The organism is Mycobacterium sp. 1274761.0, assembly GCF_001668615.1.
GTDB lineage: Bacteria > Actinomycetota > Actinomycetes > Mycobacteriales > Mycobacteriaceae > Mycobacterium.
In genome coordinates this window covers 56,477-82,969 of the sequence record NZ_LZMC01000102.1, presented here as the reverse complement: position 1 = coordinate 82,969, position 26,493 = coordinate 56,477, and the positions used below count along the sequence as shown (strand labels likewise).

Annotated in this window: 28 protein-coding genes; 18 read left to right on the top strand and 10 right to left on the bottom strand. The window is 66.5% G+C overall.

The annotated features are described in order from the left end of the window. Nucleotides 1-123 precede the first annotated feature (123 nt). Entirely contained in the window at nt 124-399 is a 276-nt protein-coding gene (locus A5651_RS25760; protein ID WP_066985430.1) for a hypothetical protein, read from the top strand. Here the strand turns inward: A5651_RS25760 and A5651_RS26460 are convergent. Then, entirely contained in the window at nt 288-1,043 is a 756-nt protein-coding gene (locus tag A5651_RS26460) for an FHA domain-containing protein (RefSeq protein WP_082943887.1), read from the bottom strand. The two genes, A5651_RS25760 and A5651_RS26460, sit on opposite strands and share 112 nt — an antisense overlap. A 70-nt stretch (nt 1,044-1,113) precedes the next feature. Further along, nucleotides 1,114-1,380 (bottom strand): YdeI/OmpD-associated family protein, encoded by a 267-nt coding sequence (locus tag A5651_RS20950; RefSeq protein ID WP_066985423.1) that lies wholly within the window; start codon nt 1,378-1,380, stop codon nt 1,114-1,116. A 169-nt stretch (nt 1,381-1,549) separates the two neighbouring features. On the opposite strand from A5651_RS20950, the gene A5651_RS20945 reads away from it, so the two are divergent. From A5651_RS20945 to A5651_RS20935, 3 genes are read left to right on the top strand one after another with little or no spacing between them, the layout of a single operon-like run. Beyond that, complete coding sequence (locus A5651_RS20945) at nt 1,550-2,050, top strand: DUF2505 domain-containing protein (protein WP_066985419.1); 501 nt, start codon at nt 1,550-1,552, stop codon at nt 2,048-2,050. Next, nucleotides 2,047-3,426, top strand: coding sequence for an MFS transporter (locus tag A5651_RS20940; protein ID WP_066985416.1), 1,380 nt, complete (start codon nt 2,047-2,049; stop codon nt 3,424-3,426). The genes A5651_RS20945 and A5651_RS20940 overlap by 4 nt, the downstream gene beginning before the upstream one ends. 49 nt (nt 3,427-3,475) lie before the next feature. Beyond that, on the top strand, nt 3,476-4,810 hold the full coding sequence (locus tag A5651_RS20935) for an APC family permease (RefSeq protein ID WP_066985414.1): 1,335 nt from the start codon (nt 3,476-3,478) through the stop codon (nt 4,808-4,810). Here A5651_RS20935 and A5651_RS20930 read toward each other — a convergent pair. From A5651_RS20930 to A5651_RS20920, 3 genes are all read right to left on the bottom strand, one after another. Then, nucleotides 4,807-5,745, bottom strand: a complete 939-nt coding sequence (locus tag A5651_RS20930) for a R2-like ligand-binding oxidase (protein WP_066985547.1) — start codon at nt 5,743-5,745, stop codon at nt 4,807-4,809. The two genes, A5651_RS20935 and A5651_RS20930, sit on opposite strands and share 4 nt — an antisense overlap. A gap of 2 nt (nt 5,746-5,747) precedes the next feature. Next, nucleotides 5,748-6,422 (bottom strand): TetR/AcrR family transcriptional regulator, encoded by a 675-nt coding sequence (locus A5651_RS20925; protein ID WP_066985411.1) that lies wholly within the window; start codon nt 6,420-6,422, stop codon nt 5,748-5,750. Between the two features lie 63 nt (nt 6,423-6,485). Further along, a complete protein-coding gene (locus A5651_RS20920) occupies nt 6,486-7,676 on the bottom strand; it encodes a thiolase family protein (RefSeq protein ID WP_066985407.1) in 1,191 nt (396 codons plus the stop codon). Between the two features lie 58 nt (nt 7,677-7,734). On the opposite strand from A5651_RS20920, the gene A5651_RS20915 reads away from it, so the two are divergent. Both A5651_RS20915 and A5651_RS20910 read left to right on the top strand, forming a co-directional pair. Further along, nucleotides 7,735-8,157 (top strand): Zn-ribbon domain-containing OB-fold protein, encoded by a 423-nt coding sequence (locus tag A5651_RS20915; RefSeq protein ID WP_066985404.1) that lies wholly within the window; start codon nt 7,735-7,737, stop codon nt 8,155-8,157. Between the two features lie 167 nt (nt 8,158-8,324). Then, a complete protein-coding gene (locus tag A5651_RS20910; protein ID WP_066985402.1) occupies nt 8,325-8,774 on the top strand; it encodes an STAS domain-containing protein in 450 nt (149 codons plus the stop codon). Nucleotides 8,775-8,827: 53 nt separating this feature from the next. Here A5651_RS20910 and A5651_RS20905 read toward each other — a convergent pair whose 3' ends face one another. Then, the gene (locus A5651_RS20905) at nt 8,828-9,091 is read right to left on the bottom strand and encodes a hypothetical protein (protein ID WP_066985399.1); all 264 of its coding nucleotides are present in this window, start codon (nt 9,089-9,091) and stop codon (nt 8,828-8,830) included. A 136-nt stretch (nt 9,092-9,227) separates the two neighbouring features. Here A5651_RS20905 and A5651_RS20900 point away from each other — a divergent pair, with 136 nt between their 5' ends. From A5651_RS20900 to A5651_RS20855, 10 genes are all read left to right on the top strand, one after another. Next, nucleotides 9,228-10,196, top strand: a complete 969-nt coding sequence (locus tag A5651_RS20900; RefSeq protein WP_066985396.1) for a tocopherol cyclase family protein — start codon at nt 9,228-9,230, stop codon at nt 10,194-10,196. 257 nt (nt 10,197-10,453) lie between these two features. Then, the gene (locus tag A5651_RS20895; protein WP_066985393.1) at nt 10,454-11,572 is read left to right on the top strand and encodes an alpha/beta hydrolase; all 1,119 of its coding nucleotides are present in this window, start codon (nt 10,454-10,456) and stop codon (nt 11,570-11,572) included. After that, nucleotides 11,572-12,648, top strand: a complete 1,077-nt coding sequence (locus tag A5651_RS20890; RefSeq protein ID WP_066985390.1) for an NAD-dependent epimerase/dehydratase family protein — start codon at nt 11,572-11,574, stop codon at nt 12,646-12,648. The genes A5651_RS20895 and A5651_RS20890 overlap by 1 nt, the downstream gene beginning before the upstream one ends. Further along, nucleotides 12,649-13,707 (top strand): NAD(P)/FAD-dependent oxidoreductase, encoded by a 1,059-nt coding sequence (locus A5651_RS20885; protein WP_231988772.1) that lies wholly within the window; start codon nt 12,649-12,651, stop codon nt 13,705-13,707. 308 nt (nt 13,708-14,015) lie between these two features. Beyond that, complete coding sequence (locus A5651_RS20880; protein WP_231988771.1) at nt 14,016-14,840, top strand: PHB depolymerase family esterase; 825 nt, start codon at nt 14,016-14,018, stop codon at nt 14,838-14,840. 39 nt (nt 14,841-14,879) lie between these two features. After that, nucleotides 14,880-15,848 carry a DUF808 domain-containing protein gene (locus A5651_RS20875; protein WP_066985386.1) on the top strand — a complete coding sequence of 323 codons (969 nt, stop codon included), beginning with the start codon at nt 14,880-14,882 and terminating at the stop codon, nt 15,846-15,848. A gap of 16 nt (nt 15,849-15,864) precedes the next feature. Next, nucleotides 15,865-16,545, top strand: coding sequence for an ANTAR domain-containing protein (locus tag A5651_RS20870; RefSeq protein WP_082943885.1), 681 nt, complete (start codon nt 15,865-15,867; stop codon nt 16,543-16,545). A 99-nt stretch (nt 16,546-16,644) separates the two neighbouring features. Continuing rightward, on the top strand, nt 16,645-17,010 hold the full coding sequence (locus A5651_RS20865) for an STAS domain-containing protein (protein WP_082943884.1): 366 nt from the start codon (nt 16,645-16,647) through the stop codon (nt 17,008-17,010). Next, nucleotides 17,007-21,167: a SpoIIE family protein phosphatase gene (locus A5651_RS20860; RefSeq protein ID WP_066985380.1), complete on the top strand. Its 4,161-nt coding sequence runs from the start codon at nt 17,007-17,009 to the stop codon at nt 21,165-21,167. The genes A5651_RS20865 and A5651_RS20860 overlap by 4 nt, the downstream gene beginning before the upstream one ends. After that, nucleotides 21,167-21,478, top strand: a complete 312-nt coding sequence (locus A5651_RS20855; protein WP_066985377.1) for an STAS domain-containing protein — start codon at nt 21,167-21,169, stop codon at nt 21,476-21,478. The genes A5651_RS20860 and A5651_RS20855 overlap by 1 nt, the downstream gene beginning before the upstream one ends. Before the next feature lie 13 nt (nt 21,479-21,491). Here the strand turns inward: A5651_RS20855 and A5651_RS20850 are convergent, their stop codons facing one another. Further along, on the bottom strand, nt 21,492-22,250 hold the full coding sequence (locus tag A5651_RS20850) for an SDR family oxidoreductase (protein ID WP_066985374.1): 759 nt from the start codon (nt 22,248-22,250) through the stop codon (nt 21,492-21,494). Nucleotides 22,251-22,277: 27 nt separating this feature from the next. Then, nucleotides 22,278-23,006, bottom strand: coding sequence for a TVP38/TMEM64 family protein (locus A5651_RS20845; protein WP_066985371.1), 729 nt, complete (start codon nt 23,004-23,006; stop codon nt 22,278-22,280). Between the two features lie 42 nt (nt 23,007-23,048). Here A5651_RS20845 and A5651_RS20840 point away from each other — a divergent pair, with 42 nt between their 5' ends. Both A5651_RS20840 and A5651_RS20835 read left to right on the top strand, forming a co-directional pair. Continuing rightward, nucleotides 23,049-23,900: an SDR family NAD(P)-dependent oxidoreductase gene (locus A5651_RS20840; protein ID WP_066985368.1), complete on the top strand. Its 852-nt coding sequence runs from the start codon at nt 23,049-23,051 to the stop codon at nt 23,898-23,900. After that, complete coding sequence (locus A5651_RS20835; protein WP_066985365.1) at nt 23,897-25,432, top strand: FAD-binding protein; 1,536 nt, start codon at nt 23,897-23,899, stop codon at nt 25,430-25,432. The genes A5651_RS20840 and A5651_RS20835 overlap by 4 nt, the downstream gene beginning before the upstream one ends. Before the next feature lie 39 nt (nt 25,433-25,471). Here the strand turns inward: A5651_RS20835 and A5651_RS25550 are convergent, their stop codons facing one another. Both A5651_RS25550 and A5651_RS20830 read right to left on the bottom strand, forming a co-directional pair. Beyond that, nucleotides 25,472-25,624, bottom strand: coding sequence for a hypothetical protein (locus A5651_RS25550; RefSeq protein WP_156663093.1), 153 nt, complete (start codon nt 25,622-25,624; stop codon nt 25,472-25,474). After that, nucleotides 25,611-26,492, bottom strand: a complete 882-nt coding sequence (locus A5651_RS20830; RefSeq protein ID WP_066985362.1) for an acyl-CoA thioesterase II — start codon at nt 26,490-26,492, stop codon at nt 25,611-25,613. Before A5651_RS20830 ends, A5651_RS25550 begins: the two co-directional genes overlap by 14 nt. Nucleotide 26,493: the final 1 nt, after the last annotated feature.

The following is a 26,493-nucleotide window of genomic DNA, read 5'->3' as shown; positions in this document are numbered from 1 at the left end:
TACAGGACGGTAACCCCGGCGCATCGAGCAGCGGGGCGGATTGGCAACTACGCGTGAAGGTGCGCTATTGGTAGACGCCCTCGGGTGGCGGAGAATGTTACCCACATCCGACTAGGAGGATCGATGTTTGCCGAATGGGGCCGTAAGGCGGACGCCGCGCTGGCGCGAGGAACCGATGCCTTCCATGAGGCGGTTCACGCCACGGTGCTGCACCTGCGGAGGATCGTCGGCGCAGTGTCGGTGGCGCTCGGCCGTGTTCAGCGAGAAGCGAAAGACTTGGTGTGGGATTACCAGGACGTGGCCGGCGATCTCCGTCGACCGGCTGACGGACCGGCGCCCGATGACCGCCCCCGGCCGCAGGGACGGCCCGAGCTGCGGGTCGTCGGCGACGACGACTGAACCGTTAGGCCCTTCGCCGCAGTCGCCACCGGACGAAGCCGGCGAACACCACCGCGAGCAACGCCAGCATCGCCATGTCGAGGAGCCACACCGCCCCGCGGTGCTCCCACAGCGGATCCTGAACGGCGGGAATGAGATTCGGGAGATACGAACGTCCCGTTGACGCTGTGTGCGTCGTGAATCTGCACGCCCGCTTGGGTGGTGACCAGGGTGGCGTGATGACGCGAGGCGAGCATGTCGGAGATGCCGATGTCGGCGTCGGCCGCGCGGCCGATCGTGAGCCGGCGCGCTGGGTATTCTTCCGCTCCTCGCGTCCGCACCGGCTGCTTCGTCTCTACCGTCGGCCGTTCGTCGGCCGGAGGACCAAGCTCGACCGTCAGCCGGGGGCCCTCGGGGTTGCCGAGGTGGATGGTGGTGCGGTCGTGCAGGGGCACCGACATCGTCTTCTCCGGGCCGACGAACATCCCGTTGCGGCTGTCATTGTCCACCGCGGTCCACTGCCCGTCGGCGTGGCGCAGGATCGTGTGTGCGCGCGAGATCGCCGGGTGCGGAATGCGTAGGTCTGCGCGGACGTCGCGGCCCACTACGATGTCGCGGCCCGCAGGGAATGTGCGTCGGACGACACCGCAACAGACGGTGATCATCGGCGGTAGCTGGGTCGTCGGACTGGCCACCCGAGCAGCGTAGTTTTCGGTCCGCACCGCCGCGGGCGGTTTATCTGCCTGTGCGCTCGCGGTGCTTGCATCCGGGCCAGCAGCACGGCCGGCGCTTGCCTTCTTCGAGTTCCTCCTGGGTGCGGCGGATGCGCCGTTCCCGCGTCTTGTCCTGCTTGGCGTCCTCGACCCAGCAGATGAATTCGTTGCGCGCCAGCGGAGTGATGTCCTTCCACGCAGCGAGTGCTGTTGTGTTGCCGATCAGCGCCTTCCGCAGGTCTGCAGGAAGCTTGTGCACCACTCCGCCGGGAATCGTTTGGCCGCTCACCGCACAAGGGTAAATCGCGCAGATGCGGGCCGGCCCGCCACGGTGTAGGTGGCGGGCCGACTACAGCTCTCTGCTGAACTGCAAGAGTCGCGGACCGTTGGGACTCCGCAGAGCACATTAGGGCGAAAACGGCGCCGAGGAATCGGGTGTTTCCCTACAGTCTGCGGCTATGCCTCGGTCATTCGACTTTTCTGTCGGATCGTCGGTCAGCACCGCACAGATCCTCTCGGCGTTCTCGTCGGAGAAGTACTGGCTCGCGCGACTGGCAGCCTTTGGCGGCGCCGGCCGGCTGGACTCCATCGACGTTCAGTCCGCCGGATCGGTGCGGGTAGTGACCGTCCGCGACTTGCGCGCCAGCTTGCTGCCCGGAGTACTGGCCAAGCTCTATCCCATGGAGCTGGAACTCGCGCAGAGCGAGACGTGGGATCTGTGCGGGGACGTGGCGTGCGGAGAAGTGAGCATCATGGCCCACGGGATGCCGGGATCGGGGCTTGCCACCGTGCGGATGGCGCCCGCCCACAACGGGCCGCGGTTGGATTGCACCGCTACCGTGCGCGTCCGGGTGCCGTTCGTCGGCGGCCAGATCGAGACGTTGATGGGCCGCAAGATGGTTGACGAGACCGGGGCCATGCTGCGCTTCACCGACGAGTGGCTCGCACAGCACGCATGATCGCGCCGAGGGCGGTGACCGAGGTGTCGTCGGTGCTGGAGCGGCTTCCGGTCAGCCGTTGGCATGTGCGTCTGGTGGTGCTGGTCGGAATCGGCACCTTCTTCGACCTCTACGAGGTTTTCCTCGGCGGCGTGCTGGCACCCGTTCTCGCCAAGGAATGGGGACTGGGCACGCTCGGCAAGTCGTTGGTGATCGCGGCCGGATTCGCGGGCATGTTCATCGGCGCCAACGTGCTTTCCGTCGCTGCGGACCGGCTCGGCCGACGCTGGGTCTTCATCCTCAATCTCGTTGTCTACTCGGTGTTCTCGTTCGCCGCTGCCTTCTCGCCCAACATCGAGACGTTCCTTGTGCTGCGAGTCATCGCCGGAATCGGCTTGGGCGCAGAGCTTGTTTTGGTCGATACGTATCTGGCCGAGTTAATTCCCGCCGAGCATCGCGGCCGAATGACGGCGTGGGCCTACACGATCGGCTTCCTCGGAGTTCCGCTGGCCGCCCTGCTTGGCGGCAAACTCGTCGCTCGCAACGAGATGTTCGGCATCGCCGGATGGCGTTGGCTGCTGTTGTTCGGCGGGCTCGGCGCGGTCTTCGTCATGGCCGTTCGCACACTGCTACCGGAGTCACCGCGGTGGCTGGAAAGCCGCGGCCGTGACGCCGAGGCGCGCGAAGTCGTCGCCTACGTGGCTGCCAAGGCCGCGCCGAATGAGCCGGATATCGTATACGCAAGCGCTGCAGCGGCTTCGCCACCGGGCGACGAGGCGCCGACTGTCCGGGAGGTGCTGACGATCGCGTTTCGCGACTACCGCAAGCGGACGGTGATGCTGATCATCTTCCAGGTGCTGCAGACGGTTGCCTACTACGGCTTCGGCACCCTGGCGCCGTTGGTGTTGGTGAGCAAGGGATTCGAGGTGACCGAATCGCTTGGCTATGCGGCGCTGGCGTTCGCCGGCTACCCGCTGGGCTCGCTGATCTCGATCCCTCTGGTCGAGTGCTTTGAGCGCAAGCATCTGGTCATTGCTTCGGCAATCGGAATCGGTTTGTGCGGCATCGTATTCGCGGCTTCGACCAACGTCGCGGTGATCGTCATCGCCGGCTTCTTGCTGACGGCCGTGTCGAACGTCTTCTCCAACGGCTTCCACATTTATCAGGCCGAAATCTTCCCGACCGCCATCCGTAGCACGGCAAGCGGCATGTGCTACTCGCTGTCGCGTGCGACCTCGACGGTGATGCCGTTCGTGGCCGTGCCCGCGCTGGCGGCACTCGGACCGGTGGCGGTGTTCTCCGGCTCAGCCGCGCTCATCGTGCTGCTGTGCCTGGACGTCGGGCTGCTCGGTCCTCGCAGCACCGGTCTTGCGCTCGAGCAGGTGCAACGGCAGTAGCTGGGATGACGAAGGCATGGCCGCGTCCACCTCTGGGTAACAGGGGTGCATGACAGCACCGCAGGACAGCAAGCTCAAACGCAACATCACCGGGCCGCTGCTGTTTCTGTTCATCCTCGGCGACGTCCTCGGCGCCGGCATTTATGCGCTGATGGGTGTGCTGTCCGAGGACGTCGGTGGGGTGCTCTGGGCGCCGCTGCTCACCGCTCTGTTGCTGGCGCTCTTGACCGCGGGGTCCTACGCCGAGCTGGTCACCAAGTACCCACGGGCAGGTGGTGCCGCCGTCTTCGCCGAACGGGCGTATCGGCGCCCGGTGCTGTCGTTCCTCGTCGGGTTCTGCATGCTGGCCGCGGGCGTGACGAGCGCGGCTGGCCTCGCGCTGGCGTTCGCGGGGGACTATTTGGGCACCTTCGTCGACATTCCGGCCATCCCCGCCGCGATTGGATTCCTGGCGCTGGTGGCGTGTCTGAATGCGCGCGGCATCAGCGAATCGGTCAAGAGCAACGTCGTGATGACTGTCATCGAACTCAGCGGCCTGTTGATTGTGATCGTGGCGGTGGCAGTCATGGTCGGGGGTGGCCGCGGCGATATCAGCCGGATCACGCAGTTTCCCGAGGGCGCGACCCCGGCGCTGGCGATCCTCGGCGGTGCGATCGTCGCCTACTACTCGTTCGTCGGTTTCGAGACGTCAGCCAACGTGGCCGAGGAGATCCGGAACCCGAGCAAGGTCTATCCCACAGCACTTTTCGGCGCATTGATCACCGCAGGCGTGCTCTACACGCTGGTCGGCATCGCCAGCGCCACGGCACTGCAGCCCGCCGAGCTGTCGGAATCGTCGGGGCCACTGTTGTCCGTTGTGTCCGCATCGGGTGTCGGCGTGCCGGACTGGTTGTTCAGCGTCATCGCGCTGGTGGCGGTGGCCAACGGCGCACTGCTCACCATGATCATGGCGAGCAGGCTCACCTACGGCATGGCCGAAAACGGCTTGCTGCCAACTGTTTTAGCGAATGTACTGCCGCAGCGCCGCACACCGTGGGTGGCGATCGTGGCAACCACGACGGTGGCGATGCTGCTCACGCTCGCGGGCGACCTGTCGACGCTGGCGGAGACGGTGGTGCTGCTGTTGCTGTTTGTGTTCATCTCGACGAACGTGGCGGTGCTGGTGCTGCGCCGTGACACTGTCAGCCACTCGCACTTCCGGGTCTGGAGCGCGGTGCCGGTGCTGGGGGTCGCGTCGTGTCTGTTGCTGTTGACCCAGCAGACCGCCAGCGTCTGGCTGTTCGCCGCCGCACTGCTGGCGGTCGGCGCCGTGCTGTATCTGCTCGCGCGCGCGGCGACGCGCCGCGAATCACGCGACGAGTCACACGCCGACGCGCCGGTCTAAGCAGAGGCCGCCAGGGCCTTGGCGTCCTCGTCGGCGAACGTGTCTTCCAGCTGCAGTGGTGAGTAGTCGATGTCGATCTCTTTCAGCGGGCGTCCCCGCGCACTGCTTATGGTGCCGAACCGACGCATGCCCTTGTCGGTGGCGTACTGCTGCATCTCTTCCTTTTCGAGGCCAAACGGGATCTCGTCGTAGAGGTCGTACGCGTCGTCGGTGTTCTGTAGCGCCATCGGAATCAGCTGGTTCATCCGCTCCTCGAACACCGCCCAGTTGGAGTCGTCGGCGGCGACGTGCCGTCGGCAGGTGAAGGTGCCCCAGGCCATGTGCCGCCGCTCGTCGTCACTGATGCGCCGCACCAGCTCCTGCATCCCCGGCAGAATGTTGTTGTCCACGCAAATCCGGTGCCACGCATAGTATCCCGTCAAGGCCATCATCCCCTCGATGACATGGTTGTAGGTGGCTGATGCGCGCACCTGAGCGGCCGGTGACGGGTCGGTGGCCAACCTGTCGAGGGATTCCGGAAGCTCCTCGTAGAAGATCGTCCGGTAGGTGGGCAGGTCTTCGAGGAAGACCTGCAGATCGTCGGTCATGCCGACGGCATCGAGCCACAGCCGGAACACCTGCGTGTGCTTGGCCTCCTCGAATGCGAACTGCGTCAGGTACATCTCATCGCCAAGCCGTCCCTCGGCGCGCATCGCCGCCATGAACGGCTGGATATCCTGCGTGACGGCCTCTTCGCCGGCGATGAACTGCGCGCACAGCCGCGTGGCCCATTCCCGCTCGAGGTCCGTGAGCGCTTCCCAGTCGGCCCGGTCGCGCGAGAAGTCGATATCGGCGGGATCCCAGAACTTGGCGTTTCCGCCAGCAAATAGCTTGAGCGGCAAACTATCCCAATTGAGGCCGCCCTCGGCAAGTGATGCCGAACGTGTGCGTGTCAGTGTCATGATGTGACCTCCTTGATCAATAGGGCGGGGCTGGGGGAAAAGGCGTCGGCGAGCACGGCGACGAGTCGGCGCACCGCGAGCGCCGGCTGCTCCGGCGTCGGGTCGTCGAGTCCGAGGATGGGGTCCATACCGCGTACGTACGGCGCCAACGCCATGTGAGGGAAGATCATCAGCAGCAGCGACAGCAGCGCGTCGGTGTCGGAATCCTTGCGCAGATCGCCTCGCGCGTGGGCATCGCGGACAAGCGGCCGCAGGACTTCCAAGTAGTGGCGGTGGATGACCGTGCGCACGCTGACGCGGGCATCGGTGTCGACTTCGAGGCTCGCCGCGGCGTGCAGTGCACGGTCATCGGGATGGTCGGCGTAATAGGCCACCCACGCATCGAGCAGATCGGTCAGGAATTCGAAGAACGGTCGACTCGGATCGAGTTCTCGGATGCGGTCCTCCATGTACGAGCGCACCCGCTGACTGCCCACGTCGGCGACGTAGGAGAACAGGTCGCGCTTGTCCGCGAAGTACTGGAACAGGCTGCCCTTGGCCACCCCGGCGCGCCGCGCGATGACATTCAGGCTGCCCCGCGAGAACCCGTGGGCACTGAACTCCGCCTCGGCGGCTGCTATGACCGCGGCGCGCCTGCTCGGATTGAGGCGGGCCCATGTCACTGTCGGCATCGCGGCCTCCCAGGGTCGATGACCACTGGTCATACTACTGTGAGCTACGTCACCGTCAAGAGTTCAGCTGGTCAGCACCATCGCGCCGGCGATCGGTCCGCCTCCAGCCGCCGCAACGGCGACCTCGGGCCGCCGCGCCAGCTGTCGGGCACCGGCCTGTCCCCGCAGCTGCAGGCACGCCTCGTGCAGCAGCCAGTAGCCGTGCATCCGGCCCGCAGACAGCTGGCCCCCGTAGGTGTTCAACGGCAGCTCCCCGTCGAGTGCGATTCTCGTGGCGCCCTCGACAAATGGCCCTGCTTCACCATCGCCGCAGAAACCCAGCGCCTCCAGCCAGCCGAACGTCAGGAACGTGAACCCGTCGTACAACTCGGCCACGTCCACATCTGACGGGCTCAGGTCGGTGCGTGACCACATCTCGGCAGCCGCTTCCGCCGAGGCCATCTTCGGGAAGTCGTCGCGGTGGAACCATCCGCCCGAGCCGTATGCCCCGCCGATCGCCTCCACCGCGACCGCGCGGTTCGGGCAGTCGGCCGCATAGTCCGCGTGCGAAACGACCAGCGCGACGGAACCGTCGATCGGAACGTCGCAGTCGAAAAGCCCGAACGGCGTCGACACCGGACGCGCCGCCAGGTAGTCGTCCATTGTCATCGGATCACGATATGCCGCTTGAGGATTCAGCGCGGCGTTGCGCCTGCTGTTGATGGCCAGCCAGCCCAATTGCTCCTTGGTCGTTCCGTAGAGCGCCATGTGCCGCCTGCAGTGCATGGCCAGCCAGTTGGCGGCCGAGTAGGAGTGCGCAGCAATCAGTTCGTCGATGTCCTCGAACGGCTTGATCTTGCGGCGTGTCCCTGCGGCGCGTGGTTCGACGGGTGGCGAGGCCAGCGGACTGAGCAGCGGCGACGCCTCCTGGTTCATCGCCCCGCCCAGCATCGCGACGGTGCGGTAGACCAGTACGTGGCGTGATTGCCGCTCCGCCACGGCGCGCAGCGCCGACATGACGGGGATGAAAACACCGCCGGTGTCGAAACCCGTGGTGCGGTCGGCTGCTTGAATGCCCAGCGCGGTAAGCACTTCGGCGGGTGGCGTGTCGCCAAACGTCGCAATTCCGTCGATGTCGTCTGGCCCCAGGCCGGCATCGTTGATCGCGGCGCGAACAGCCTCCATTGTCAACTCGATGCCCGGGATGCCGGTGCGGCGTCCGATTCGGGAGATGCCGAGGCCGCTGATGATCGCGTCCTTCTCGAAGTGGCCCATCGCCCTCCCGAATGTCTATTTTTGCAATGACAGTCGATCGGACTGTACTTTGCTCGGTATGGCGCCCGATGCCGCACCCGCCCGGATGCTGCCTGCGCTCAACGAACACAACCGGGCGTTCTGGACCGGGGGACGCGACGGCAGGCTGCACATCCCGTGGTGCTCACGGTGTGGGAAGTGGATGGTTCCTCCGCAGAAGGATTGTCCCGTCTGTGATGACGAGCTGGACGCCCGCCCTGTATCGGGGAAGGGGACTGTTTTCACCTACACGGTGAACCATCAGCCGTTCAACCCGGCTGTGCCGGTGCCCTACGTGATCGTCATCGTCACGCTCGACGAACAAGACGACCTGCGAATAGCGACGAATATCGTCGACTGCGAACCGGATTCGGTATATGTCGGCCTACCCGTCGAGGTTCGTTTCGAACGGCACGAGCTCAACGGCGAGGATGTCTTTGTGCCACTGTTCGCACCGCGTTAGGTATCAGAGAGCTGTTGTTGCGCTCGACCGGTGTCGAATGCAAAGCTGAGGTAGCCTTGGGGCAGCGGTTGAGTTCACAGCCTGTACGTAACCAAAGCAGGCCACCCACATCGGAATGTGCAGCTCGATGCTGCACGTCTCCGGTGTGCACACTACCGAAGGTAGACATGACCGTCATTGACAACGTCCGAGGTCAGGCGCAGTTCACTGCGTACATCGACCGGCGAAGCGCTGCCATCGCGGTCGAATCGCGAGGGGCAAGTACCATCGTCGCGGTCACCGGCGACGTCGACGCATCCAACGCCGACTTCGTAACCACTGTTCTGCAGGATTTCGTTGCCGGTAGCGACCGCATCGTCGTTGACGTCAGCGGTCTGGAATTTGTTGGCATTCAAGGACTTCGAGTGCTGATTGACTTTGACGCCAGATGCCGTACGTCGGGCCGGGCATGGGTCCTGGTGCCGTGCGGGATGCTTCGTCGGTTGATCGACGTGGTCGATATGGGGCGTCATCTGCCCGCTTCAGAGTCTGTCGACGACGCGTTGGACCACTTGAACCGGGATGGCGCGACCCCGCACGATCCGCCACGCGTCGCCGCCGACAAATTGCGCTGCTGAGTTCCGACAAAGAAAGCCCCGCAGCTAACGGGGCTTTCCGGTGGGCGGAGGGCTCAGGGTTGCTTGGAGTAGCGCAGCAGGAAGACGGCCGACACCGTGCCGGCGGCGACCGCAACAGCACCCCACAGCACCAGCGGGAACACCAGCGAGATGCCTGAGCCGCCGACGCTGGACAGCACAGTGGCCGCGTAGATCAGCCAGAAGACCCGGTACAGCGACCACAGTGCGGTGAGGCCGGCGGAAATTCCGATCACCAGGCTGCGGGTGCGGTCGACCCGGCTGACCTGGTCCTGGATGCGGGACGGGATGATGCTCATTGCTGGTTTCCTTGTCGTCATACGTCGCCCCGTTGGCGTCGTCATGGCGCAAGTACATCCGGCGCGGTCCGCTACCGATCCCAACAAGTGGCGGTGACGGTGGTCTCGGGGTCGGCCGCCGTGACAGTGTGACGCAGTGGGCTTCATCGAATCGTTGGTATCGATCTACCGGCGCAGCGGCGCCGATGTGCCGTTCGGAGATCCTGTGCCCTCACACGGCACCGAAATGGAGGGCTGGTTCTGGCGGCTCTCCGATCCGGTCGACGCACGGGTCGTCGTCGCATTGTGCAGCGCGAACCGGCACCGCGATGGTGACTGGGCGACGGCCGCCATAGCCGTCCACCCCGGTGGCATAGTGCGCTCCGCTGCCATCGACGACGTCAGTACGGACCGCGAACAGTTCTCGGTGATCGCAAATGCGGGAGCCGACTTCATCGACGCGAGCGAAGACCGGCTCCGAATGGCGGTGGGGGACTGCGAAGTCGACCTGACCTTCGAGGATGAGTTCAGGTGGCCCTTGGCATTCGGCGGCGGCGGATTCGCCTCGTCGGTGCCGTTTCTGAACCAGTACTGGCATCCCTACCGGTTGGGCGGCCGCGCATCCGGCGTCGTCACCTGTGGGGACGTTCATGAGACGTTCACCGACGCCACGCTGTACTGCGAACGGAACTGGGGTGCCGGCTTCCCTGAGCGGTGGTGGTGGGGTCAAGCGCACGACTTCGACGACGGCGACGTCTGCGTGGCCTTCTCCGGTGGCCTCCTGGAGTTGGGGCCCTTCAAGCGTGACGTCTCCGGAGTCGTTGTGCGGCTCGGCGATCGGGTGCTTCGACTCACGCCGCCGGCCTGGGTGTCGAGTTCGTGCGACGGCCTTCGGTGGCGGGTTGATGCCCGTACCGCGCGGTTTCACGTCGTGTTGGACGGGCGCGGCACCGATGCCGGCCCGCACGTGCTTCCCGTGCCCCTGCCTGCCGAGCGCCGCAACATCGACAGCGATTACGAATATCTGGACGGGACACTGCGTTGTACGGTCCGCGAGTGGGGCCGCGTCATCTTCGAGGGCACGTCACCACTGGCCGGACTGGAGATCGGCAGCCGCCCCGCTTGAGGACCGGACCGCGGCGGTCCGAGCCGCGCCCCCGCGTCGTCGTGACGAGCGTCGGCGCCGAATGTTAACCGCCGCAACATTTTCCACGGCCCGGCAGGCTGAGCGTTAAGCGCGCTCACAACGGCGAGTGACACCCGGGGCTGACCAGAGCAAAGAGATTATCGGTCGCCGACTGGTTTCCCTTCGCCGACTGCGGGTATCTCCACCCAGGCGCTGCAGCCAGTCGGCGCGGTAATCCCATCTCATAAGGAAGACCGATGCCGATTCATCCGCAGCAGTTGCTGTTGGCCTCCACCAGGCTGTACGCGTCGCTGCCCGTCGTTGGCAGGCACCTGGAGCCCTTTGCCGGCCTCGCCGCGATGGCCTTGTACGGTCGGCACTACGCGCCCGCGGCCGTGCGTGCAGCCATCAGCCGCCGCTCCGGTTCGGCTGATGTCACTGCCGCGGCTGACTCGGTCGAACCGCTGGTAGAGCCCGGCCCGGTGTCTGCAACAGCACGCCGAATCCCGCCGTTTGTGCGTGCGGGTGCCCAGCGGCGACGCTGTCTGTACCGCAGCGCCATCCAATACGGAAGCCATCGGGCTCAGCTGCTCGACGTCTGGCGTCGACCTGACCTCCCGCCGAACGCGCCGGTGCTGTTATTTGTGCCTGGCGGGGCATGGGTGCAAGGCACCCGTGTGTTGCAGGGCCACACCTTGCTGTCGCACCTCGTGAAGCAAGGGTGGGTGTGCTTGACGATCGACTACCGGGTGTCGCCGGTCCACCGGTGGCCGCGTCATATCGCCGACGTGAATGCTGCGATCGCCTGGGCACGCGCAAACATCGCACAATACGGCGGGGACCCGCGCTTCGTCGCGGTCGCGGGGTGTTCGGCGGGTGGCCATTTGGCTTCGCTCGCTGGTCTGACACCGGGCGATGAGCGGTTCCGCGGCGAACTCGCCGATGACGCGGACACGTCAGTCGATGCGGTCGTCAGCATCTACGGTCGATACGACTGGGAGGACCGCTCGACTCCGACACGCAGGAACTTCCAGGGCTTCCTCGAGCGAGTTGTCGTGGGGCGCAAACAGTCCCGTCATCCTGACGTCTACTCGGCAGCTTCTCCGCTTGCGCGTATCCATGCGGACGCACCGCCGTTCTTCCTCATCCACGGTACCCATGACGCCATCATTCCGGTGCACGAAGCGCGCCAGTTCCGTGCGGCATTGGAGTCCACATCGCGCAATGGTGTTGTCTACTGCGAAATTCCGCGAGCGGGGCACGCATTCGACCTTGTCGACACGTCACACGCCCGGCGCTGCGCCGTCGAGGTGTCCAACTTCCTCGACGAGGTGAAAGCTCGCCGTGCCGAGAGCCGATCGGCCACGGCTGTCTGATGCGCATCGCCGTCACGGGAGCCTCCGGCAACGTCGGCACAGCGCTGCTGCGCCGGTTGACCGAACCCGGCTCCGGTCACGAATTGATCGGTGTCGTACGGCGGCCGCCGCGAGCCACCGGTGTCTACGCCCGCGTCAAATGGCACCAGCTCGACCTGGCCGAACTCGGCGCAGAGAACTCGTTGGAAGAAATCTTCGACGGCGTCGATGCCGTCGTGCACCTGGCTTGGGGGTTCCAACCCACTCGCAACACCGAGTATCTCGCTCGCCAGGGCGTCGGCGGTACATCGGCTGTAGTGAAGGCCGCCCACGCCGCATCGGTAGGGCAGCTGCTGCACATGTCGTCAGTAGGCGCCTATGCGGCGGGCAGGTACGGCGAACGCGTCGACGAGTCGTGGTCGACGGCAGGCATCCCTTCTTCGCCGTACAGCCGAAACAAAGCGGCGGCCGAGGCGTTGCTGGACGACTACGAACGCGAACACGGCGACGCGGGCATACCCATCGCCCGAATGCGCCCCGGCTTCATCGTGCAGCGCGCCGCGGCCAGCGGCTTAATGCGCTACGCGCTGCCTGGATACGTACCGATGCTCGCGGTGCCGATATTGCCTCTGCTGCCATTGGATCGCCGCTTGTGCATCCCCCTGATCCATGCCGATGACGTCGCCGACGCGTTCGCTTCCGCGATCGAGCGGCGGGCGGTGGGACCGTTCAATCTGGCCGCAGAACCGCCAGTAGGCCGCGACGATGTCGCCGGCATCCTGAAGGCGAAGTCGATTCATGTTCCGGCCGGCGTGTTGGGCATGCTCGTCGATGTGAGCTGGCGAGCCCGGTTGCAGCCCATCGACCGCGGCTGGTTGGACATGGCATTCAGCGTGCCCCTGCTTGACTGCACGCGCGCGAAGAACGAGCTGGGCTGGAATCCGCAACGGTCCTCTGTTGCGGCACTCGCTGATGTCATCGAGGGTGTGGGGCAGCAGGCGCACGGAGACAGCGCGCCACTGCGTCGCCGATCGATGCTCGAACAGCTGTGGCGCGACGTCACCCAAGGACTGATGACAACGAGACGCCTGCCGTAAATGGGGGCTGCGGAACGGGTAGTGATCGTCGGCGCAGGGCCGTGCGGCCTAGCTCTCGCGCGCCAGCTCAAACACGAGCAGGGCATCGACGCACTCATCGTCGATCGGGCAACCGCGCCGGTGGCTGCCTGGCGCAACCGATACGACGGCTTTCGGTTGAACACGTGCGGCTTCTGGTCCCACTTGCCGGGGCAACGCATTCCCCGTCGTCACGGACGCTGGCCTAAGCGCGATGACATGGTCAACTACTTTGACGACTACGTGCGGCGTCAGAAGCTGCGCCTGCGGCTCGGGGTAACCGTCGGCCGACTCAACAGCCACGGCGAGGGATGGCAGGTCGTCACCGACGGCGACTCGATCACCGCGGAGGCGGCGATCGTCGCCACCGGCAACTACCACACACCGATGATGCCGTCATGGCCCGGAATCGAGACGTTTCGTGGCGAGCTTCTGCATTCGGCCGATTACCGCAATCCTTGGCCTTTCGCCGAACGGGACGTCCTCGTGGTGGGCTCTGGCAATTCGGCCACCGATATTGCAGTGCAATTGAGCGGCGGAGTGGCCCGAAGCGTCCGAATGGCGATCCGACGACCCCCGCACCTCGTTCCGCGCGCAGTCGTCGGTGTCCCCGTCGACGCCTTCGCTGCGGTCTTCAGCCGACTGCCGGTGCCAATGCTCGACAACGCCGCCGCGTTGGCGCAGCGGGCATGGTTCGGCAACCGCCGCGAAACGGGACTCCCTGTGCCGGAACAGGGCATCTACACGGCCCTGCTCGACGACGGCCACGTTCCGACGATCGGCGACGAGTTGGTTCGTCGCGTCGAAGCAGGGGCTATCGAGATCGTGGACGCCGTAACAGCTCTCGACGGCGCCCGCGTCGTCCTGAGCGACGGGACGGCAATGAGCCGCATGTCGTCATCGCCGCGACGGGGTACCGTCAGGGCCTGGAGCCGTTGGTGGGCCACCTCGGTGTGCTCGACCCGACCGGCCATCCACTCGTCAACGGATCGCCGTGTGCCGCACCGGGATTGTGGTTCCTCGGCTACGAGGAACCATTGATTGGGCCCCTGCAATCGTTTCGCTTACAGGCCTCTCGGGTCGCCCAGGACGTCGCGCATTATCTGGCGACCACCAGCCGGCGCCGCCGGGAGCTGAAGCCGCCGATTACGTAGAGGTACCTCGACATCTCTCTCCCGGGAGTAGACATATAAGGGCTCGTTCGTCTATGCCACGGCCGGGGGACACTTATGCGTCGGTTCGCCACCTCGCGGTGTGACATTGGGCACCCGCCGTTCATCTCCACGCCACCCCGCGTGCGGATACTCACGCCCGTGCTGGCCGGCCTTCTGCGCGTATCGTCCGCGGTTTTGGCGGCAGCGAGCTGTGTTTTCTACAGCGGTGGTGAGGCCTCGGCGACCCCTGCCATCAACACCGCAGGGATGCTGTCGTTCGCCGGGATGCAGCGCAGCTATGAGGTGCACGTGCCGGCCGGTGTCGCCCATCCGGCCGGTCTCGTCATCAACCTGCACGGCGCCGGACAGACCGGAAGCGTGCAGGCCGCTGTGACCAACTACAACGCCGTCGCCGACCGGTTCGGGTTCGCCGTGGTATACCCCGACGGCATCGACCTCAGCTGGGCCGACGGACGCGGCGCCTCGATGCCCGACCGTCAGGGTGTGGACGACGTCGGCTTCCTCGCCGCGCTTGCCGACCGGCTCACACACGACTACGGCATCGCCCCAGGGCATGTCTTCGCGACGGGTATGTCGGCGGGCGCTTTCATGGCCACCCGGCTGGCTTGTGAGCGCGCCGACGTGGTCGCCGCGATCGCGCCCGTCGCGGGCTCGTTGGGGTCGGCGGTTCCGTGTGCGCCGTCGCGGCCGGTCTCCGTTCTCGAGACGCATGGCGTCGTCGATCCGGTGGTGCCCTACAGCGGCGGCGGAATGGTCGGGCGCGGCGGCCCCAGCGACATCGTGGCGCCCCCGGCGATGGCCGCGCGGTGGCGCGACGTCGATCGCTGCCCTGGCGCACCCGTCGAAGACACGGTCGGCGCCGCGGCGCACCGCTTCACGTCATCGGGTTGCGCCGACGGCACCGAGGTGGTGTTCGTCGCGGTGGACGGCGGCGGCCATGAGTGGTTCGGCGGGGCTTCGGAGGCCAGCGCACAGTTTTTCGCCGCGCATGCCAGGTGAGCCCGTCGCGGTAGTCTCCAACGCGATGAGGGAGACGCGATGAGCGGCGGCCTGTTCGGGCTCCTGGACGACGTTGCGGCGATTGCGAAGCTGGCGGCGGCCTCGGTCGACGACATCGGAACCGCGACGGGCCGCGCGACGGCCAAAGCGGCGGGCGTGGTGATCGACGACACCGCGGTGACCCCGCAATACGTCCGCGGTATCGCAGCCGACCGCGAGCTGCCGATCATCAAGCGGATCGCGGTCGGGTCGCTGCGCAACAAGTTGCTGTTCATCCTGCCCGCGGCGTTGCTGCTGAGTCAGTTCGTCCCGTGGCTGTTGACGCCCATCCTGATGCTGGGCGGGGCCTACCTCTGCTATGAGGGCGCCGAGAAGGTCGTGGAGGCGCTTCTCAATCGAGGCGGCGAACACGGCTACGGCCCGCACGGCGCCGCGCCCGTCGCCGAGAGGGGCGCCGACGCCGAGAAGTTCATGGTCACCGGAGCGGTCCGGACAGATTTCGTGTTGTCGGCCGAGATCATGGTGATCGCCCTCAACGAGGTCGCCGACCAGGCTTTTTTGCCGCGGCTGATCATTCTCGCGATCGTTGCCGTGGTCATCACCGCGGTGGTGTACGGGGTCGTCGCCGCGATCGTGAAGATGGACGACGTCGGGCTGAGCCTCACCCAACGCTCGCCACGGCTGGCGCAGCGGGTCGGACGCGGGCTCGTCCGGGGGATGCCGAAGCTGCTCTCGGCCCTCTCGACCATCGGAACGATCGCGATGTTGTGGGTCGGCGGACACATCCTGCTCGTCGGGTCCGACGAGCTCGGCTGGCACACCCCGTATGGGCTGATCCACCACACGGAGGAGAAGGTGCATCACACCGTCGAGGCGGTCGGTGGTGTGCTCGCGTGGCTGGTCAACACCGCGGCATCGGCGGTGATCGGTCTGATCGTCGGTGCCGCGCTCGTGGGCATCATGCATCTGCTGCACCGCGTCAAAGGGCGCTCGCGGCAAGTGAACTGATGCAACAATCCTACGTATGACCAAGCCGGATTCGGCCCGCCGGGAACCCGAGGTGCCCGCAGGCATCGGACCCAACCTCAACGTGGGCAGCTTCCGTTTCTGGTTCGTGGGGCAACGATGGGAATGGTCCGACGAAGTCGCCCGGATGCACGGCTACGAACCCGGCACGGTCGTTCCGACCACCGAGCTGCTGCTCTCCCACAAGCACCCCGACGACCGCCAGCATGTTCAGGACCTCCTCGACCATCTGCTTCACTTCGGCGGCTCCTTCTCCAGCCGCCACCGGTTCATCGACACCTCCGGGCACGAGCACACGGTGCTGGTCCTCGCCGATCGGATGCTGGACAGCAACGGCGCCTTGGTGGGTAGTGAGGGTTACTACGTCGACCTAACCGACACCTTCCGTCACGCCCGCAGACAGGCACTCGACGAATCGCTGCCAGAACTCTTCGAGGCGCGCGCGGCGATCGAACAAGCCAAGGGCGCGCTGATGGTCGTCTACCGCATCAGCCCCGACGCGGCGTTCGAGATCCTGCTGTGGCGCTCGCAGCAGACGAACACCAAACTGCGGGCGCTTGCCGCCCAGATCGTGGCCGAGCTCGAAACGTTGCGTTGCCAGCCGGACAATTTGCAGCGGGAGTTCGACCATCTGCTACTGACCGCGCACACCCGCGTCGGCACTACCCGCAACCGTTAGCGTCGCCGGTTTCTTCTCCAGAACCTGCAGGTTCGGCCCCGCCATAGCGCATCATTTGGCTTAAATTGGAAACCTCACAGGGCGGGAGGTGACGGACGCGTGGCGCTATTGGAAGTCACTCAGGACATGCGCGACGCGGCCGTCGTCGTCTGGGCAACCGGCGAGATCGATTCGGGCACCGTCGACACATTGATCTCTCATCTCGAGGCTGCGCTCGACGCGGCCTCTGCACATCCGGCCCGACTGCTGGTGCTCGAACTGAGCGCCGTGAGGTACTTCGGCAGCGCCGGACTGAACGCCGTGCTGGGCTGTTACGAGAAGGGGATGGCCGACGGAGTCGCCGTCCGCGTGGTCGCCAGTAACGCCGAGGTGCTCATGCCGATCGAGGTCACCAAGCTCGACAAGGTTCTGCGGCCGTACCAGACCTTGAACGAGGCGCTCGACCGAACTGACGACAAAACATGATCGGCGACGGCGGACCCGGTTCGCACGCCGCCGTCTTCAGCGCCGACCCCGACGTCGGTCGCGATCTCGTGCAGGTCGACTGGGGCGGTACGCCACTCGGTTCCCCGTCGGGCTGGCCGCAGAGCCTGCAGACCACCGTCAGCATCCTGCTGTCGTCCCGCTTCCCCATGTGGATGGCATGGGGACCGGAACTCACGTTTTTCTGCAACGCGGCCTACCGCCGGGACACCCTTGGCCGCAAGTACCCGTGGGCCCTCGGTCGGCCGGCCAACGAGGTCTGGTCGGAGATCTGGGATGACATCGGTCCGCGGATCGATCGGGTGCTCTCCACCGGGCAAGCCACCTGGGACGAGGGTCTGCTCCTGTTTCTCGAGCGCTCCGGTTATCCCGAAGAGACCTACCACACGTTCTCATACAGCCCATTGCGCGACGACGAGGGTCACGTCGTCGGCATGCTGTGCGTCGTCAGCGAGGACACGCAGAGGGTGATCGGCGAGCGGCGGATGGCGACGCTGCGCGACCTCGGCTCCGACCGCAGCGTCGCGCGCACCGAGGAAGAAAGCCTGGCGTTCGCCCACCGTCAGCTCGCGAAGAACCCGCGCGACATGCCGTTCACGATGACGTACCTCTTCGACGAAGCCGGCGACGCACGGCTTGCGGGGATGAGCGGCATCGCCCCTGGTCATCCCGCAGCACCGGCTGTCCTGCGCGCTGACGACTCGACAGGGTGGCCGGTGGCGAGGGCCGCACGGGGTGAATCGGTGCTCGTGGACCTTGCGGGCGCCCCATATACCGACCTCCCAACCGGCGCGTGGCCCGAACCGCCCGTCAAGGCACTGGTCGTGCCGCTGATCGAGCAGGGCGGTATCTCCAGTGGTTTCCTGGTCGCCGCGCTGAACCGGTATCGGCCGATCAACGAGAGAAACACCGGCTTGGTGACGCTGGTCGCCGCCCACATCGCCGCCGGGATCGGCAGCGCCAGGAGCTTTCGCGCTCAGCAGAGACGAGCCGAGGAGCTGGCCGAGCTCGACCGCGCCAAGACCATTTTCTTCTCCAACATCAGCCACGAGTTCCGCACCCCGTTGACCTTGATCCTCGACCCGGTCGCCGAGCTTCGCGGCAGGACCGCAGGCATGGACGATGAGGCGCGCGAGAACCTCGACGTCGTCTGGCGAAACGGGTTGCGGCTGACCAAGCTGGTGAACACGCTGCTGGACTTCTCCCGCATCGAGGCCGGGCGTGCGCAGGCGCACTACGAGCCGGTCGACCTCGCTGCCGTCACCGCCGACCTGGCCAGCGTTTTCCGGTCCGCTGTGGACCGCGCCGGGCTGGAGTTCTACGTCGACTGCCCCGCGCTGGAAGAACCCGTGTACGTGGACCGCGACATGTGGGAGAAGGTCGTCCTCAACCTGTTGTCGAACGCGCTGAAATTCACCTTCGAGGGCGCCATCTCCATACGGGTAAGGCGCGACCGCGACGAAGCGGTGGTGACCGTCACCGACACGGGGATCGGTGTGCCCGCCGAGGAGATGCCCCGGCTCTTCGAGAGGTTCCATCGCATCGAGTCGTCGTATGCGCGTTCCCACGAGGGCAGCGGAATCGGCCTGGCCCTAGTGGAAGAGCTGGTCCGTCTGCACGGCGGCACCATCACGGCCGACAGCGTCGAGGGGCAGGGAACCACTTTCACTATTCGACTGCGGTTCGGGGCCGAGCATCTGCCTGCCGACGCTGTCGCCCCGACGCGAGCCCGCCGCGCCCCTTCAGACATCGCTGAACCGTTCGTCCAGGAGGCGCTGCGCTGGATGCCCGCCGACCCGGCGGCGGACAACCAGCACGTCGCGGTGGACCGGCTGCCCGACGCCGCGGTCAACGCCGCTGCATCGGCCGATTCGACGACGCGGGTGCTGATCGCCGACGACAACGCCGATATGCGTGAATACCTCGGACGTCTGTTGAGCGCGGCCGGGTACCGCGTCGATTCGGCCACCGATGGCCAGCAGGCGTTGGACGCCGTCCGCGCCGACATCCCCGACCTGGTCATCAGCGACGTGATGATGCCGCGTCTGGACGGGCTGGCGTTGGTTGCGGCGCTGCGCTCCGATGCCCGTACCGCGGCGGTCCCGGTGCTGCTGCTGTCGGCGCGCGCCGGGCAGGAGGCGTCGATCGAAGGGCTGGAAGCCGGCGCCGACGACTACCTGGTCAAGCCGTTCGCCGCCGCAGAACTGCTGGCCCGCGCGCGCGCGATCATTGAGCTGGCCCGGCTGCGCACTCATCACTCGCGTTGGCGCGCAGCGCTTGTCGATTCCCTGCAGGAAGCGTTCTTCGCGTGTGACGAGCAGGGCGCGATCGTCGAGATCAACGCCGCGTTCGCCGAAATCATCGGGTACGGTCCCGACGGGTTGCCATACGAGCCGCCGTTCCCGTGGTGGCCGTCCGCCGATGTCGACCCGCAGGCGCGCCGGCAGATCGAATCGGCGTTCGAGACGTTGCTGAACGACGACCACGGGACGTATACGATCCCGATGAATCACCATGACGGCCACCGTATTTGGGCTGCGGTCACGTTCAACCACACCCAGGACCCCGACACCGGTCGCCGTGTCACGGTCGGCACATTCCGCGATGTGACCGCCGAGCATTACACCGTGCAACGCGAAACGGCGCTCGCCTCCCTCGGCCAGCGGCTCGTGCAAGCCGACAGCGTCGACGCCGCGGTGCGCGCTGCAGCACAGGAGCTGCACAGGCTGTGGCAGGCGCACCGGGTGATCGCCGTCATATTGCCGCACGGCGGCACCGAAACCGTTGCGCCGCATATGGTTTGCGTCGGTGAGCCGTCGCAATGGGCCGATCTGCCCGTGGCCACGCAGCGGATGATCAGATCGTTGAGTGAGGGTGACCTGCTGGCAGTCGAGGCCACGCGGCCGGGTTTCGCGGGTATCGCGTTGCAGCATCCCGGCGGGGTCATGGTGATTAACATCGAGCTGGCCGAGAAGCGACCCTTCACCTCCGAAGACGGCATGCTGCTCACCGTTTTGGCGGGGCGCCTCAGCCAGGGCCTACAGCGGCTTCATCAGATCGACCAGCAGCGTGAGACGGCGCTGGCGCTGCAGAACGCGATCCTCGGTCCAGCGACACTGCCCAGTGGCTTTGCGGTGCGCTACCAGCCCGCCTCCCGTCCGCTTGCGGTGGGTGGCGACTGGTATGACGTGGTCGACCTCGACGACGGCCGCATCGCGCTCATCGTCGGCGACTGTGTCGGCCACGGGCTGTCGGCTGCAACGGTCATGGGTCAGCTCCGAAGCGCTTGCCGGGCACTGCTTTTGGACATCCCCAGCCCGAGTGCAGCGTTGACCGCTGTGGACCAGTTCGCCCAGCGGTTGGCAGGCGCGCGATGCACCACCGCCTTCTGCGCGGTGCTCACACCGGACAGCGGAGAGCTGGTGTACTCCAGCGCCGGTCACCCGCCCCCGATCATGGTGCTGGCTGACGGCACCATGCGCCTCCTCGACAGGGCCCGCGCCACCCCTCTCGGCGTGTCCATCAAGAACAGGCCCCGGCCGGAGCATCGGGAGATCTTGCCGCCTCGGGCCACCTTGCTGCTCTACACCGACGGCCTGGTCGAGCGCCGGCGCGAGCCGTTGGACATCGGCATCACTCGCGCCGCAGGCGTCGTGCAGGAGAACCGCGACAGCGGGCTCGAGGACGTTGCCGTGCACGTGATGTCGGGGCTGGCGCCGGGCGACGGCTACCAGGACGACGTTGCTGTTCTGCTGTACCGCCAACCGGGTCCGCTGGAGCTCGAACTGCCCGCCGACCCGAGTCATCTCGCGTCGACCCGGGCCGCTCTCAAAGGCTGGTTGACCCTAGCGGGGGTGGATGCGGATCAATCGCTCAAGGTGCTCATCGCCACCGGTGAGGCGCTCTCCAATGCGATCGAGCATGGGCACCGTCTCGTGGAGGGCACCATCAGGCTGCGCGCCAGGGCCTATGCCGATCGGCTGCACGTCACCGTCAGCGATGGCGGGAGCTGGAAAACGCCGGTGGCGGCCACCCACCGCGGCCGGGGTATCGCGCTCATGCGCGCGCTGATGCAAGATGTCACCATTCTGCCGCGAGACTCCGGGACCACAGTTCACATGCACGCCAGGATCGCCTGATGGCGACGCCGCTGAGCATCACCACCGACCGGCGCGATGACGGCACGTTCGTGCTGACGGCCGCAGGAGAGGTCGACCTCAGCAACATCGACTCGTTCGCCGGTGCGCTCGACGAGGGATGGGCGTATGTGGATGCCGACGGGGCGCGCCTCACCGTCGACCTCACCGACATCGCTTACCTGGACAGCTGCGCGATCAACGCGCTGTTCAACCACACCGGGGGCATCCGCTTGATCGTCAACCCGATCCTGATCCCGGTCTTGACGATCAGCGGCCTCACCGAAATGGCCGTCGTCGAACCCGCGGGCTGAAGCCTAATGCGGCTCAGGAAGTTTTCCTGATGCGCGGTGACAGCTGGACGATCTCCGGCACCACGCTCGGGTTCGCATGAGCGGTGATCACCAGCGACACCAACGTATTGGCGACGTCGTTCAGCGTCGACATCTGTGCTGGCAGTTGGCCATGCTCCACCCACGACTTGAAAAGCATCGACAGCAGATCCCGGTCGGCGCCGCGCAGGATCTCGGTGTCGGCCGTCGGCCCGATCCCTACCCGCACGATGGACAGCTCGGGGTGTTCACTTCGCCACGAGTGCAGGATCTCGTCCAAAGCGGCCTTGCTCGCGCTGTATGCCGAGACCCCCGCCCGGGGGCGACCGACGTCGTGGCTCGAGGCGATCAGCACCACGCCGTTCTCGGACAGATGAGGCCGCGCGGCGCGAAGCACATTGTTCGCACCCACCGCGTTGACGGCGAAGGCGTGCACCCACGTCGTCACGTCGGTGTCCTCGATGTGCGCGAAGGGCACGACCGTGCTCGTGAAGACCACGGCGTCGAGGCCGCCGAGCGATTCGGCCGCTTCGCCGACCACCTTGTCGATCGCCGCGGTGTCCTCGACGTCCAGTTCGAAGGCGGTACCACCGATGGCGTCGGCCAGCTTGGTCAGCAGGTCCGTACGCCGCGCGGCCACCGCCACCTTGGCGCCTAGCTCGGCGGCACCCTCCGCCACCGCGTGGCCTATGCCGGAGGAGGCGCCGACCACCAGGAGGCGCAGCCCTTCGGCACCAGTCGATCGACCACTCATTGGTTACTGCCCTTCCGTGGGGTTAGGTCACCCTTCGTTTGGTGGGACAGTACCTGGTCCGCTACTCGCATGCCGACGACGCCCACGCCAATGGCGGTAACCCCGGTGAGTAGCGAAGGCGCCGACGACCGCCGTCACGCACCAGACCGCCACGGCGACGTACGCCAGCGGTGACGACAGATTCCCGATCGACGCGCCAAGCGCGGTGTACACGAACGCCCGCGGCACCGACCCGATGAAGGCCCCGACCGCCATCTGCCACACCGGGACGCCGAACGCGCCGAAGGTGTATGACGCCAGCGCGTCGGAAATGCCGGGGACGAAGCGCTGGCCGACGACCGCCCACAGTCCGCGGCGTGCGATCAGCTGGTCCAGGCGGTCGGCGCGGTCGGCTCCGAGCAGGCCCCGTGCACTCTGCCGGCCCGCACGGCGTCCGATCAGGCTGGTGATGACCGCTGTTCCGACCGTCGCGCCCAGCGTCACGAACAGCCCGAGCACGGGCCCGAACAACACGCCGCTGCCGGCCGCAAGGATCGGTCCCGGCACGAAGATGGCGCCGAACACCGACGAGACCGCCACATAGGTCAGCGGCGCGACGGGTCCCGTGGCGGCGACCGTACTTCGAACGTCCTCAACGTCTACCACCCGCGTGACCGCGACCAGATAGAACAGCCCCACCAAAAACGCGGCGAACAGGGCGAGCCGCACGACGTGGTGCCGTCGCGACTCGGCGGGCACGGCCTGGCTTTCGGTCATGTCAATGCCGATTCTTCCGTACGCCTTGTAGCGTTCGTCGCTATGACCGTTGAGCAGGGCGTCCCACCCATCGGTGATTGGAACCGCCTGCTCGACGGTCGCGTGGCGGTGATCACCGGCGGAGGCGACGGCATCGGCGCAGGCATCGCCCGGCTGTTCGCCCAGCACGGCGCGCTCGTCGAAGTCGCCGAAATCGATCAGGACCGCGCCCGCCGTATTCGCGACGAGGTGACCGGCGCAGGCGGACGGATCCGCTGCCATGTCGTCGACGTCACCGCCGACAAAGACGTGGCGCGCTTGGCGCATGCGGTGCTCGGCGAGCACGGCCGTATCGATGTGCTTGTCAACAATGTCGGTGATTACCGGCCGTTGGTCGCCTTTCATCAGTCGACACCCGAATCGTGGCAGCAGATGTACGACATCAACCTGCGTCACGTCTTCGCGGTCACGAGGGCGTTCGTGCCGTCGATGATGAGCGCGCGGCGCGGCAGTATCGTGACCGTGCATTCGGTGGAGGGGATGCGCGGATACCCCAAAGACCCTGTCTACGGCGCGATGAAGGCCGCCGCCGCGCACTTCACCACTTGCCTGGCCGTCGACCTCGGAAGGCACGGCATCCGGGTCAACGGCATCGGCACCGATCTGGCGCAGACGCCGCAGGTCGACTATCTGACCGGCTACGACGACGTCGACGAGTTGTGGGCGTCGTGGGCGCCCGTCGGCCGGGTGGGCTGGCCCGAAGACCAGGCGCGCGTCGCGCTGTTTCTCGCGTCCGACCAGTCAGCGTTCGTCACCGGCCACAACATCCCCGTCGACGGCGGCACGAAAGCCGGTGGCGGCTGGCTATTTTCGCCTCGAGAGGGCCGTTTCGTCAACAGGTCGAAGCACCTGTGAGCGCGCCCTCCGAGACGGTGGACGTCATCGTCGCGGGCAGCGGCGGCGGCATCGCAGGTGCGTATACCGCAGCGCGGGAGGGCCTTACGGTCGCCCTCGTCGAGGCCACCGGCCAGTTCGGCGGCACGTTCGCCTACTCCGGCGGCGGCGGAATGTGGTACCCCTGCAATCCCGTCCTGGTGCGAGCCGGTGTCGACGACACGATCGATGACGCGCTGCGCTACTACCGCGCCGTCGTCGGCGACCGCACCCCGGCGCAGCTGCAGGAGACTTATGTGCGCGGCGGCGCGGCGCTGATCGAATACCTGGAACGTGACGAGCATTTCGCGTTCAAGATCCTGCCGTGGCCCGACTACTACAGCTCGGCGCCGGGCGCACGCAATGACGGTATGCGCCACATCGTGTCGAAGGCGGTGCCCGACAACAGGCTTGGGCGCTTCCAGGGGCTGGTGCGCGGACCGCTGGATCATGAACGCCTTGGCGCTCCGCAACCTGAGCTGCTCACCGGCGGCCGCGCGCTGATCGGCAGGTTCCTCTCGGCGATGGCCGACAATCCGGCGGTCACCGCTCATTTGAACACCAGCGTCGTCGAGCTGCTCACCGACGGCGGCCGGGTGGTCGGCGCGGTGGTCGACAGCGAGGGCCATCGGCGATCGATCAGGGCGCGCCGTGGTGTCCTGCTGGCGGCGGGCGGCTTCGAACAGAACGACCAGATGCGGGCCGAATACGGCGTTGCGGGAACGGCTTTGGACACCATGGGGGCGCCGCGCAACCTCGGCCTGGCGCATCGGGCGGCGATTGCCGTCGGCGCGAGCACCGATCTGATGGACCAGGCATGGTGGTCGCCGGGACTAGTCCATCCCGACGGCCGGGCCACGTTCGCGCTGTGCTTCACCGGAGGCATCTTCGTCGATGGTGAGGGGCAACGGTTCGTCAACGAGTCCGCGGCCTACGACCGCGCGGGCCGCGAAATCATCCGCGCGATTGCGGAAGGCACGGTCGGGCGGCGGTACTGGATGGTGTACGACAGCCGCAGCGGCGAACAACCGCCGGTCATGGCGACCAACGTCTCGTTCTGGCCGACGGACTCTTATGTGTCGGCCGGGCTGTGGCGGCAGGCCGACACGCTGGCCGGGCTCGCCACCGAAATCGGTGTTCCGGCAGCCAATCTGGAGGTTACCGTGCGCCGTTTCAACGGTTTCGCTCAGCGCGGCGACGACGAGGACTTCGGCCGCGGGCGCGAGTCGTTCGACCGCGCGTTCACCGGCGGAGGGTCACCGCTGGTGCCTATCGACACCCCGCCCTACCGCGCGGCGGCGTTCGGCCTGTCGGATCTCGGCACCAAGGGCGGGCTGCGGACCGATGTCGATGCCCGGGTGCTCGACGCCGACGATCAGCCGATCCCGGGGCTCTATGCCGCGGGCAACACGATGGCCGCGGTGTCGGGTACGTCGTATCCCGGCGGGGGCAACCCGATCGGCGCCTCGCTGCTGTTCAGCCATCGCGCAGCCCTGCACATGGCGCATGCCTAACTCGTCGACTTCTGCACCAGGGCAGTGCATTGCCGGCAATCACGACCCTGACGCAGAAATCGGCACAGTGGCATGGCGGCAGGCCGCGGCCAGCAGATCGTCGACGACGAAGCCCAGTTGGAATATCCGATATTCGCCCTCCGGCCACGGCTGCTGGAACAGCGGATACCCAGCTGGTTCATGACTTGGCACGGATGAGCACCTCCTGGGTCGTGTTGGCCACGAGGTGGCCGTCGATGTCGTGGATCGCACCGCGCACCAGCCCGCGGTGGCCCGAGATCGACACCAATTCGGCTGTGTGGCTGTGCCATTGCTCGAACCGCACCGGTCGGTGCAACCAGATGGTGTGGTCGAGGCTGAACGCCATCGACGACTCCACGGTGACGTCGTCGGGGTGCGAACGCATGGCGATGTCGAGCAGGAGGTAGTCGCTGGCGTATGCCAGGAGCACGCTGTGCAGCACGGGATCGTCACCGATGCTGCGCGGCAACCGCATCCAATGTGAGCGCGGTCCGTCGGCGCTGGATCCGCCGAAGAAGTACGTCGGCTCGGCGATGCGCATGTCGAGTGGGGGAGGCCTGCTGATCCAGGTGCGTGCCCGGTCGATCAGGTCGGGCGGCGCGCTGGCCACCCAGTCCTGCAGGCGTGGTAGCCGCTCGGGATGCGGTCCGGCTGGTGCGACTCCGGCCAGGCCGGGCTCGAGCGGGTTGTCGTGGAACGACACCATTGCGATCAGCAAGGTGTCTGTCGCCTGGGTGACGGTGACGCGGCGTGCGGCCATCGACCGGCCGTCTCGGACCCGCTCGACCGACACGTCGAGCGGATGCTCGGGGTCGCCCGATTTCACGAAGTACGCGTGCAGTGAATGCGGCGGTTTGTCGACGACGGTGCCCGCCGCGGCCTGCATGGCCTGGGCGATCATCTGCCCGCCGAAGACCCGCCCGAACCGGTTGGCCTCGCTGTGCACGCGAAAACGGTCCTGGCCCAAGGGCTCCGGCTGCAGCAACCGCAGCAGGCTGTCGAGCGCGCGCAGAATTGCGCCGTCGAGATCGTCGGGCATG